11 protein-coding genes are annotated in these 10308 nt (G+C 71.4%); 3 read left to right on the top strand and 8 right to left on the bottom strand.

The annotated features are described in order from the left end of the window. The 3 genes from HW577_RS13830 to ppk2 form a co-directional block, all read left to right on the top strand. Nucleotides 1-1283, top strand: a 1283-nt coding sequence (locus tag HW577_RS13830; protein ID WP_198376719.1) for a cryptochrome/photolyase family protein, incomplete at its 5' end; no start/stop codon positions are given. After that, nucleotides 1280-2074 (top strand): metallophosphoesterase, encoded by a 795-nt coding sequence (locus tag HW577_RS13825; protein ID WP_332837693.1) that lies wholly within the window; start codon nt 1280-1282, stop codon nt 2072-2074. The genes HW577_RS13830 and HW577_RS13825, both read left to right, overlap by 4 nt. Before the next feature lie 38 nt (nt 2075-2112). Beyond that, nucleotides 2113-3105 carry a polyphosphate kinase 2 gene (ppk2, locus tag HW577_RS13820; RefSeq protein WP_198376718.1) on the top strand — a complete coding sequence of 331 codons (993 nt, stop codon included), beginning with the start codon at nt 2113-2115 and terminating at the stop codon, nt 3103-3105. Nucleotides 3106-3114: 9 nt separating this feature from the next. On the opposite strand, the gene phnE (HW577_RS13815) is transcribed toward ppk2, so the two are convergent. From phnE (HW577_RS13815) to HW577_RS13780, 8 genes are all read right to left on the bottom strand, one after another. After that, nucleotides 3115-3915 carry a phosphonate ABC transporter, permease protein PhnE gene (gene phnE / locus HW577_RS13815; RefSeq protein WP_198376717.1) on the bottom strand — a complete coding sequence of 267 codons (801 nt, stop codon included), beginning with the start codon at nt 3913-3915 and terminating at the stop codon, nt 3115-3117. Further along, entirely contained in the window at nt 3912-4685 is a 774-nt protein-coding gene (phnE, locus tag HW577_RS13810; RefSeq protein ID WP_332837691.1) for a phosphonate ABC transporter, permease protein PhnE, read from the bottom strand. The genes phnE (HW577_RS13815) and phnE (HW577_RS13810) overlap by 4 nt, the downstream gene beginning before the upstream one ends. Next, nucleotides 4682-5437 (bottom strand): phosphonate ABC transporter ATP-binding protein, encoded by a 756-nt coding sequence (phnC, locus tag HW577_RS13805; protein WP_198376716.1) that lies wholly within the window; start codon nt 5435-5437, stop codon nt 4682-4684. The genes phnE (HW577_RS13810) and phnC overlap by 4 nt, the downstream gene beginning before the upstream one ends. Before the next feature lie 3 nt (nt 5438-5440). Beyond that, entirely contained in the window at nt 5441-6508 is a 1068-nt protein-coding gene (phnD, locus tag HW577_RS13800) for a phosphate/phosphite/phosphonate ABC transporter substrate-binding protein (RefSeq protein WP_198376715.1), read from the bottom strand. A 191-nt stretch (nt 6509-6699) separates the two neighbouring features. Further along, entirely contained in the window at nt 6700-7470 is a 771-nt protein-coding gene (locus tag HW577_RS13795; protein ID WP_198376714.1) for a creatininase family protein, read from the bottom strand. A gap of 44 nt (nt 7471-7514) precedes the next feature. Then, nucleotides 7515-9047 carry a cryptochrome/photolyase family protein gene (locus HW577_RS13790; RefSeq protein ID WP_198376713.1) on the bottom strand — a complete coding sequence of 511 codons (1533 nt, stop codon included), beginning with the start codon at nt 9045-9047 and terminating at the stop codon, nt 7515-7517. Beyond that, nucleotides 9044-9640: a DUF6134 family protein gene (locus tag HW577_RS13785; RefSeq protein WP_198376712.1), complete on the bottom strand. Its 597-nt coding sequence runs from the start codon at nt 9638-9640 to the stop codon at nt 9044-9046. Before HW577_RS13785 ends, HW577_RS13790 begins: the two co-directional genes overlap by 4 nt. Beyond that, the coding region (locus tag HW577_RS13780; RefSeq protein WP_198376711.1) for an SDR family NAD(P)-dependent oxidoreductase at nt 9640-10308 on the bottom strand (669 nt) is incomplete at its 5' end. The genes HW577_RS13780 and HW577_RS13785, both read right to left, overlap by 1 nt.

The following is a 10308-nucleotide window of genomic DNA, read 5'->3' as shown; positions in this document are numbered from 1 at the left end:
TGCACCACAGCCTGGCCGCGCTGGCGCGCGCGCTGGCCGATCGCGGCGCCCCGCTGCTGCTGCTGCGCGGCGATCCACGGCGGCTGCTGCCCGACCTCGCCACGCGCATCGGCGCGACCGAGATCCATGCCGGCCGGCGCACCGAGCCCGCCGGCCGCCAGCGCGATGCCGAGACGCATGCCGCGCTGCAGGGCGACGGGCGGCGGCTGGTGGCGCACCGCTCCGCCCTGCTGCACGAGCCGCATCTCGTGCGCACCGGCACGGGCAAGCCGTACTCGGTCTACACGCCCTTCTCCCGCGCCCTGTTCGCGTTGCTCGAGGACCTGCCGCCGCCCATCCCGGCCCCCGACCGACTGATCCCCGTGGCGGGCGCGCCGGAAGGCGAGGCGCTCGACGCCCTCGGCCTGCTGCCGCGCCCGCCGGAACCCGACTGGGCGGCGGAATTCCCGGCGCAGTGGCAACCCGGCGAAGCGGGCGCGCAGGCGCGGCTCGCGGCCTTCCTCGCGCACGGCCTCGCCGGCTATTCCGAGCGACGCAACGACCCCGCGGCCGAATGGGGCACTTCCGGCCTCTCGCCGCATCTGCATCTGGGGGAAATCTCGCCGCGCCAGGCGTGGCACGCGGCGCGTGCCAAGGGCGGCAAGGGTCTGGAGACCTTCCTCAAGGAACTGCTCTGGCGGGAATTCTCCCACCACCTGCTCTGGCACCGGCCGGAGATGCCGGAGCAGCCGCTGCGGCCCGAATTCGCCGCCTTCCCCTGGCGGGAGGATGCGGCGCTGCTGCGCGCCTGGCAGCGCGGGCAGACCGGCTATCCCATCGTCGATGCCGGCATGCGGCAGCTCTGGCGCACCGGATGGATGCACAACCGGGTACGGATGATCGCGGCCTCCTTCCTCGTGAAGCATCTCCTGCTGCCCTGGCGGGCGGGGGAGGCCTGGTTCTGGGACACGCTGGTCGATGCCGACCTCGCGGCCAATGCGGCGTCCTGGCAGTGGGTGGCGGGCTGCGGGGCGGATGCCGCGCCCTATTTCCGCATCTTCAACCCGGTGCTGCAGGCGGAGAAGTTCGACGCCTCCGGCGGCTATGTGCGCCGCTGGTGCCCGGAACTCGCCCGCCTGCCCGACCGCTGGCTGAACAAGCCGCATGAGGCGCCGGAGATGGTGCTGCGCGGCGCCGGCATCGTGCTGGGGCGGGACTATCCCAGGCCGGTGGTCGATCTCGCCGAGGGCCGCGCCCGCGCGCTCGCGGCCTTCGCGACGCTGAAGGGCGCGGCCGCGGCGTGACCCTGACGCGGGAGAGCCTGCGCGCCGCGGGCTTCCGCGGCCTGCGCATCGTCGGCGACGTGCATGGCGAGGCCACGCAATTCGCCGCCGCCGTGGCGGGGGCGGAGGCCGCGGGCCTGTTCCTCATCCAGTTGGGAGACCTGACGGACCATGGGCCGGACAGCCCCGGCGTGCTGCGGCTGATGTTCGGCCTGACCGCGGCGGGGCGCGGGCTGTTCATCCTCGGCAATCACGACCACAAGCTGCGCCGGGCGCTGTCGGGCCAGAAGGTGCGGATGGAGGCGGCGGGGCTCGGGCGCACGCTCGACCAGCTGCGCGCGGCGCCGGACGGGCCGGCGCTGACCGCCCGCGCGATCGAGGAAGTGGCGCGCGCGCCGGCCTGGCTGCGCATCGGCGGCCTGTTCCTCGTCCATGCCGCCTTCCACGACGCGATGCTGCACGCCCCCTCCCCCTCCGATGCCGGCGCGGCGAAGCCGGAGGGGCTGGTCGGCCGCGCCATCTTCGGCCAGGTGACCGGGCGGGAGGGGCCGAACGGCTTCCCCGAAAGGCTGACCGGCTGGATCGACCGCATCCCGGCGGGGCTGACCGTCGTGGTCGGGCACGACAACCGCTCGACGGACGGGCGCCCGGCGGTGATGCCCGGGGCGCGGGGCGGGCGGGCGATCTTCCTCGACACGGGCGCGGGCAAGGGCGGCGCGCTCGCCTGGATCGACCTCGACCTGGATGGGCGACCGCTGAATGGCGGTGTCGTTGATCCAAGGCAAGGACCCGTTCACGATATGACTGTCTAATGACCTTCCTGATCTGCAACGATCCCGCGGAGGGTTGGATGACCGAAGACAATGCTGCGCTGGACACGCCCATTCCGGAGGACCCCGCGCAGGACGCCGCCGAAGGCGCGCGGTCCATCACCCATGCGGTGGCCGACCTCGCCACCCCGACGCGGCAGGGCCGCCGCCCGCGGCACGATGCCGAAGCGGTGCGGCGCGCCTTCGAATCCGGCGCCTATCCCTACGCCACGCGGCTGACCGAGAAGGAATACATGCAGCGCATCATGCCGCTGCAGGTGGAGCTGCTGAAGGCGCAGGCGTGGATCAAGGCGTCCAACGAGCGCATCGCCGTGCTGTTCGAAGGCCGCGACGCCGCCGGCAAGGGCGGCACGATCAAGCGCTTCATGGAGCACCTCAATCCGCGCGGGGCACGCATCGTGGCGCTCGAGAAGCCGACCGAGCAGGAACGCTCGCAATGGTATTTCCAGCGCTACGTCTCCCACCTGCCGAGCGGGGGCGAGATCGTGTTCTTCGACCGCTCCTGGTACAACCGCGCGGGCGTGGAGCGGGTGATGGGATTCTGCACCGCGGGCGACTACCTGGAATTCATGCGCCAGGCGCCGGAGCTGGAACGGATGCTGGTCCGCTCCGGCCTCAGGCTCTTCAAGTTCTGGTTCAGCGTGACGCGGGATGAGCAGGCGCGCCGCTTCAAGGCGCGGGAGACCGATCCGCTCAAGCAGTGGAAGCTCAGCCCGATCGACAAGGCGAGCCTCGACAAGTGGGATGACTACACCGAGGCGAAGGAGGCAATGTTCTTCTATACGGACACCGCCGACGCGCCCTGGACCATCGTGAAGTCGAACGACAAGCGCCGCGCGCGGATCGAGGCCATGCGCCACTTCCTGCGCAGCCTGCCCTATGACGGCAAGGATGAGAGCGTGGTGCACGAGCCCGATCCGCTGATCGTCGGCTCGACCGTGCATGTCATCGGCGCGAGCAACCACATCCTCGGCCGCACGCGCCACCCGGACCAGCGGCGCGGCCAGGGCTGACGCCGCCGGTCAGATCAGGCGGCGGCGCACCCGGGTCACCACGATCTCGGCCAGGATCACGACGACGAGGATGGCGAGCAGGATCGTCGCCACCTTGTCCCATTGGAAGAAGTTGATCGCGTCATCCAGCGCGACGCCGATCCCGCCCGCGCCGACCAAGCCGAGGACGGCGGATTCCCGCACGTTGATGTCCCAGCGGAACAGCGCGATGCCCCAGAAGGCCGGCTGGATCTGCGGCCAGAGCCCCTTGAGCATCCGGTGCCCCCAGGGCGCGCCGACCGCCTCCATCGCCTCCATCGGGCCGCGCGGCGTCTCCTCGATCGCCTCGGCCAGCAGCTTGCCCACGAAGCCCACCGAGCGGAAGGCGATGGCGAGCACGCCCGCGACCGCGCCCGGGCCGAAGACGGCGACGAACAGCAGCGCCCAGACCAGCGCGTTCACGCTGCGCGAGGCGACGAGGCAGAGATTCGCCAGCCAGTTCAGCGCCGCGACGCCGCAGACGTTGCGCGCCGCGAGGAAAGCGAGCGGCACCGCCATGGCGAAGGACAGCACCGTGCCGAGTGTGGCGATGTGCAGCGTCTCGACCAGCGCGTCATGCACGCCCATTCGGTAATGCGCGAGGTCGGGCGGCCACATCCGCACCAGCAGGTCGGCCATCTGCTCCGGCGCGTCGAGGAGGAATTCCGGGATGACCTCGATGGTGCGCACCGCCCAGACGCAGGATGCGACCACGGCGAGCCAGACGAGCCAGCGCGCGATGCGCTGGCCGGGGGTGAAGCGCGTCCATTCCCGCTCGAGCGCCGCGCTCATTGCAGCGCCTTGCGCACGCGGGCGGAGACGATCTCGGCGAGAAAGATCAGCGCGATGATGGTCAGCAGGATGGCGGCGACGAAGTCGTAGTCGAAGCGCTTGAAGGCGGCGAAGAGCGTCCCGCCGATCCCCCCCGCGCCGACGATGCCGACCAGGGTCGAGTTCCTGAGGTTGGAATCGAGCTGGTAGATGGAGAAGCCCACGAAGCGGGAGGCGACCTGCGGCAGCACGCCGTAGAGCAGCACGGCGAAGGGCCCGGCGCCGGTCGCGCGCACCGCCTCCACCTGCTTCATGCTGATCTCCTCGATCGCTTCCGCGAACAGCTTTGCGACGAAGCCCATCGAGGCGACGGTCAGCGCGGCGATCCCCGCCAGCGCCCCGAAGCCCACCGCCTTCACGAAGAGGATGGCGACGATCACGTAGTGCAGCGAGCGGCAGACCGCGACGAAGCCGCGCGTCGGCCCGCTGATCCACCAGGGCGAGAGGTTGCGCGCGGCCATCAGCCCGAGCGGCAGGGACAGGACGATGCCCGCGGCCGAGGAGAGCACGGCGATCTGGATGCTCTCGACCATCCCTTCGACCAGCGTGTCCCAGCGCTCGAAATTGGGCGGCCACATGCGGGCGAGGAAGCGCGCCCCTTCCCCGAAGCCGACCAGCAGCCTTTCGCCCGAGACGTCGAGCTGCGCCGCGGCGTAGACGCAGTAGAGCGCCAGCGCGGCGAGTGCCGCGCGGCCCTGCCAGTTGGGCGCGAAGGCGCGGCGCGCCGTCACATCCAGTCCTCGCCGCCGTAGATCTGCGTCAGGTGGCGCGGCTCGATCGCCTCGGGCGGGCCGTCGAAGACGACCTCCCCCTGGTGCATGCCAATGACGCGGCCGCAGAAGCGCTTCGCCAGTTCCACATTGTGGATGTTGACGATGACCGGCACGCCTTCCTCGGCGGTCAGCCGTGTCAGCAATTCCATCACCTCGACCGCCGTGCGGGGGTCGAGCGAGGAGGTCGGTTCGTCGGCCAGCAGCAGCGCCGGGCGCTGCATCAGCGCGCGCGCGATGCCGACGCGCTGGCGCTGCCCGCCGGAGAGCGCATCCGCCCGGCGCGTCGCGTGGTCCGGCAGCCCGACGGCATCCAGCAGCGCGAAGGCGCGGGCGATGTCCTCCTCCGGGTAGCGCCGCAGCCAGGCGCGCCAGAGCGGGACGTAGCCGAGTCGGCCGGAGAGCAGGTTTTCCATCACCGACAGGCGTTCCACCAGGTTGTATTCCTGGAACACCATCCCGATCCGCCGCCGCGCGAGGCGCAGCGCCCGCCCGCGCAGCGGCACCAGGTCCTGCCCGTCCAGCAGGATGCTGCCGCCGGAGGGTTCCACCAGCCGGTTGATGCAGCGGATCAGCGTCGACTTGCCGGTGCCCGAGGGGCCGATGATGGCGGTGACGCCACGCGGGGCGAAGTCCAGCGTGATGTCCCGCAGCACCGGCTTGCCGGGCACATAGGCCTTGGACAGGCCGCGGATGGAAAGCCCCGCGCTCATGCCTCAGCGCGGCGTCGCGGCGGGGGCCTGCGGCGGCTGTTGCTGCTGCTGCTGCTGCGCGCGGCGGCGCGCCTCGGCTTCCAGTTCGCGCCGGCTCTCGGCGTCGAAGGCCGCACGGGTGTAGGGCGCGTTCACCGCATCCGCCACCGCGCGCACCGGCGCCCACTGCTCGAGATAGGTCGCCGGCCAGAAGCGGTCATTGCCGCCGAGGTCGCGCTGCAGCTGCGGCGGGAAGCGGTAGTCGAGGAAGCACTGCCGGATGCGCTGCGCGAGTTCGGGGCGCAGGTCGTGCGCCAGCGCGAAGCTGCTGGTGGGGAAGGGATCGGACTGCCAGATGACGCGGAAATTCTCCGCCCGCACCTGGCCGCGCGCGACCATGCGGTTGTACACGTCCGACGCCACCGGCGCGGCATCGAAATCGCCCGCGTTCACGCCCATGACGCTGCGGTCGTGCCCGCCGGAATAGACGACGCGGTAGTCGGTGTCCGGCGTCACGCCGAGGCCGGGGAAGAAGGCGCGCGGGGCGAGGTTGCCGGAATTCGACGTGGCCGAGGTGTGCGCGACGCGCCGCCCCTTCAGGTCCGCGATGGTCCGGATGTCGGAATTGGCGCGCACCAGCACGACCACGCGATAGGCCTCGAACTGCTCGGCATTGCCCTTGATGGCGAAGGGCACGGCGCCGGCGAGGTTCACCGCGAAGGCGGTGGGTCCGGTCGAGAAGCCGGCGATGTGCAGGCGGCCGGAGCGCATGGCCTCGACCTGCGCGGCGTTCGACGTCACCTGGAAATAGACGGTGCGCCGCCCGGTGCACTGCGTCAGGTGGTCCAGCAGCGGGCGGAACTGCTGGGCATACAGGGCGGGGTCCTCGACCGGCGTATAGGCGAAGACGAGCGTCGAGGGATCGCGCAGCCGCGCCGCATCGGTCGGGACATCGGCGACCAGGTCGCGGTTCGCGTCGCAATAGGAGTCGTCGAGCGCGCCGCGATGCGGGCAGGCCGTCTGCGCGACGGCCGGGCCGGTAGCGGCGACGCTGGCGGCGAGCAAGCCGGCGCCGAGGATGTGTCTGATCATGTGTTCCCCCCCCTGTGTCATCGGTGCGTCATCCTAGAGCAATATCCGATCAGCCGGAATCGGCTGGTCGTATTTCTTGCTCTAGTATCCGTTGACTCTACAGCACGAAATCCGATCACACTGATCCAGTGTGATCGGATAGTGCTGTAGGGCAGCGACCGATCGCGTGGAACCGCGATGCGGGCCTCCCGCTAGCCCCAGAGCTTCGGATTGGCGAGTTCCGCCGCGATCCGCTCCGCCGCCGCGGCAAGCAGCGCCTCCCCCTTCGCCGCGGTCGCCGAGCGTGCATCGCCCACCACGCCGGACGGCGTGATCTCCTTGAAGGACCGCCGGCGGATCATCGCGGCGGGCTGGCCCTCGGGGCGCGTCGAATGCGGGCCGTGCGCGTCGGGCAGGCGGTCGGTGCGCACGGCCTCGGGCAGCAGCTTCATCACCATCGACGTCTCGGCCTCGCAGGCGTGCAGCACGTTGGACTGGCGTTCCAGGATCGGCGCGAAGGCGTCGCCGGCGAGATGCCAGTAGGTGCCCGCCACGCATTTCAGCCCGAACTCGGTCTGGCATTCCCCGCCCACCACCGCGACGGCTTCCGCATTGCCGCCATGGCCGTTCAGCAGCATCACGCGCTTGAAGCCGGCGCGGCCGGCAGACCGCACCACGCCCTTCAGCACCGCGGCGAAGGCGGCGTAGTCCAGCGTGACGGTGCCGCCGAAGGGCACGTGGTGCTCGGCGAGGCCTGTCCAGACGCAGGGCGTCACCACCACCGCCTGCCCCGCCGCGACCATGCGGCGCGCGATGGCGTGCGCGACGCCGGTCGCGCAGATGATGTCCACGCCGGTCGCCAGATGCGGCCCGTGCTGCTCCAGGGACGCCACGGGGACGATCACGAGCGCATCCGCGGCCGCGCGGGCGTTCAGCTCCGCGAAGGTCAGCTTCATCCATTCGATCTCGGTCGCGGTGTCCATCGTGGTCCTCCTCGGATGTCGGGCCGAGGATGGAACGCGCCCGCTCAGCCGTCGAGGGTGGCGAGGAAGCGCGCCGCCTCCCCCCGCATCGCCGCGACCTTGGCGGTGTCCATCTTCGCGAGCGTGCGCAGCGGCATCGCCATGCGCGGATTGGCCGCGAAGCGGTCCGCGTGCCGCGCGATGAAGTCCCAGTACAGGTAGTTGAAGGGGCAGGCGCGCGGCCCCGTCGCCTGCTTCGGGTCATGCGCGCAGCCGCCGCAATAGTCCGACATGCGGTTGATGTAGGCCCCGGACGCCGCATAGGGCTTGGACGCCATCACGCCCCCATCGGCGTGGATGGCCATGCCATGGGTGTTCGGCAATTCCACCCACTCGAAGGCATCGGCATAGACGGCGAGGTACCAGGCATTCACCTCGGCCGGGTCGAGGCCCGCGAGCAGCGCGAAATTGCCCGTGACCATCAGCCGCTGGATGTGATGGGCGTAGGCGAGGTCGCGCGTCTGCGCCACGGCCTCCGCGACGCAGCGCATCGAGGTGGCCGCGCCCCAGTAGAAGCCGGGCAGAGGGCGCGTCGCGCCAAGTGCGTTCTCCGCCGCATAGCCCGGCATGAGGTGCCAGTAGATTCCCCGCACATATTCCCGCCAGCCGAGGATCTGGCGGATGAACCCCTCCACCGCGTTGAGCGGCGCGCTTCCGTCCCGCCAGGCTGCCTCCGCCGCGCGGCAGGCCTCCATCGGGTCGAGCAGCCCGGCGTTCAGGCTGGTCGAGATCAGCGCGTGGAACATCGTCGGCTGCCCCGCCGCCATCGCATCCTGGTAGTCGCCGAACAGCGCCAGCCGATCGCGGATGAAGGCATCCAGCGCGGCCCGGGCATCCTTCGCCGTCACCGGCCAGGCGAAGCCCGCCACATCGCCAAAATGCGCGCCGAAGCGCGTGGCGACCAGGTCCATCACCTCGCGCGTGATGTCATCGGGCGCGAAGCGGTGCGGCGGGGGCGGCACCAGGCCCTTGGGCAGCGCGGCGCGGTTCTCGGCGTCGAAGTTCCATTTGCCGCCGGCGGGCTCGTCGCCCTCCATCAGCAGCCCGGTCTCCCGCCGCATCTCGCGGTAGAAGAATTCCATGCGGTAGGATTTCCGCCCCGCCGCCCAGGCACGGAAGCGCGGCAGCGAGCAGAGGAAGCGGGTGTCCTCGCGGATCTCGACCGGGATGCCCGCCGCCGCTTCCCATCCCTTCATGTCCTGCAACACGCGCCATTCGCCCGGATGGGTCGCAACGATGCGGTCCGGCCGGTGGCGGGCCACTGCGCGCAGCATCTCCCCGCGGAAGGACTGGGTGTTGGCGGGATCGTCCAGCCGCACATGGTCCACGCGCACGCCGCGGGCCACGAGCGCGCGCGAGAAATGCCGCATGGCGGACAGCACCAGCACGATCTTCTGCGGATGGTGGGGCACATAGGTGCATTCCGCCTGCACCTCCATCAGCAGCACCGTGTCGCGCGCGGGATCGAGGCCCGCCAGCGCCGAGAGGTCCCGCGAACACTGGTCCCCGAGGACGATCCGCAGCGTGCCGCCGTTCATGCCCGCTCGTAGACGATGTCGGTGCCGTCATCCCCGGTCGCGGAGAAGGCCGCCCAGCGCCCCGCCGCGTCGAAGGTCACGCGCGCGGTGACGTCCCCGGTGCAGGCGAATTCGCGCCCACCCGGCTGGCCCCGCCATTGCAGGTTCAGCGCGCGGCCCGTGGTGGTGCCGAACAGCGGCACGCGCCCGCCCATCCTCGCCGGTTCCCACCAGGACAGCGGCGCGGCGTCAGCCGGCAGGCGCTGCGGGCCCGCGGTGCCGTCGAGCAGCACCGCGCCGGCCACTGCCTCCCCGCGCACCTCCACGATGCGCCCGTTGCGGTTCAGCCGCGAGGTGACGCGCCGGAAGCGGCCGGCGAGCGTCATCTCCTCGTACAGATGCTCATAGCGATAGACGACGATGCCCATCACCGAGGGCCGGATCAGCAGTTCGGAGGTCGCGACGCGCTCGGATCCGCGCATCGCGAAGCGCACGCGATGCGTGCCGACGATGTCGCCGCGCCGGCGCACGCGGAAGGCGTAGTCGCCCTCCGCCGCGCCGGCCCGTCCCGGCAGGAGCAGGACGGGCAGCGCGAGCGCCGCGCGGCGATGCATCAGCCGCGGCTCCTGACCGTCGAACGGCCGCCATCGACGCCGAAGACCTGGCCCGTGATCCAGCCGGCGGCCGGCGAGAGCAGGAACTCGGCCAGCGCCGCCTGGTCCTCCGGCTCCCCCAGCCGCGGGATGGGGTGCTGCTTCGCGATCGCCTCGGCCATTTGCGGGTTCCCGATCAGCGGCGCCGCCATGGCGCTGCGGGTGAGCGAGGGGGCGATGCAGTTCACCCGCACCGCCGGGGCCAGTTCGGCAGCGAGTGCCACGACCAGCCCCTCCACCGCCCCCTTGGCGGCGGCGATGGCGGCATGGTTCGGGAAACCGGCGCGCGCGGCAATGGTGGAAAACAGCACCACCGCCCCCTTCGCCGCGACCAGCCCGTCCTGCGCCGCCTGCACCGCGACCGCAGCCCCCAGGGCGTTGAGCCGGAAGGCATCGAGGAAATCCGCCTCGGTCGTGCGCTTGAGCGGCTTGAGCCCGATCGAGCCGACGCAATAGGCGAGGCCCGCGATCTCCGCCCCCGCCCCGGCGATGGCCGCACGCAGGGCCCCGGCATCCATCGCATCCGCCACGGCCACGGCGGCGCCGGGCAGGTCCGCCGCCAGCGCCGCAAGGCGCGCCCCGTCGCGCCCGACCAGCAGCAGGCGGACCTGCCCGGCGGATCCGAAGAG

This window comes from Neoroseomonas rubea (assembly GCF_016106015.1).
In the GTDB taxonomy this organism is placed as follows: domain Bacteria; phylum Pseudomonadota; class Alphaproteobacteria; order Acetobacterales; family Acetobacteraceae; genus Neoroseomonas; species Neoroseomonas rubea.
The sequence above is the reverse complement of the archived record's forward strand: the minus strand, read 5'-3'. Positions and strand labels throughout refer to the sequence as shown.

Bases quoted from the DNA above. Each gene is read 5' to 3' on its own strand.
- ppk2 (WP_198376718.1), top strand. From the start codon at position 2,113: ATGACCGAAGACAATGCTGCGCTGGACACGCCCATTCCGGAGGACCCC.
- phnE (WP_198376717.1), bottom strand. From the start codon at position 3,915: ATGAGCGCGGCGCTCGAGCGGGAATGGACGCGCTTCACCCCCGGCCAG.
- phnC (WP_198376716.1), bottom strand. From the start codon at position 5,437: ATGAGCGCGGGGCTTTCCATCCGCGGCCTGTCCAAGGCCTATGTGCCC.
- phnD (WP_198376715.1), bottom strand. From the start codon at position 6,508: ATGATCAGACACATCCTCGGCGCCGGCTTGCTCGCCGCCAGCGTCGCC.
- HW577_RS13795 (WP_198376714.1), bottom strand. From the start codon at position 7,470: ATGGACACCGCGACCGAGATCGAATGGATGAAGCTGACCTTCGCGGAG.
- HW577_RS13790 (WP_198376713.1), bottom strand. From the start codon at position 9,047: ATGAACGGCGGCACGCTGCGGATCGTCCTCGGGGACCAGTGTTCGCGG.
- HW577_RS13785 (WP_198376712.1), bottom strand. From the start codon at position 9,640: ATGCATCGCCGCGCGGCGCTCGCGCTGCCCGTCCTGCTCCTGCCGGGA.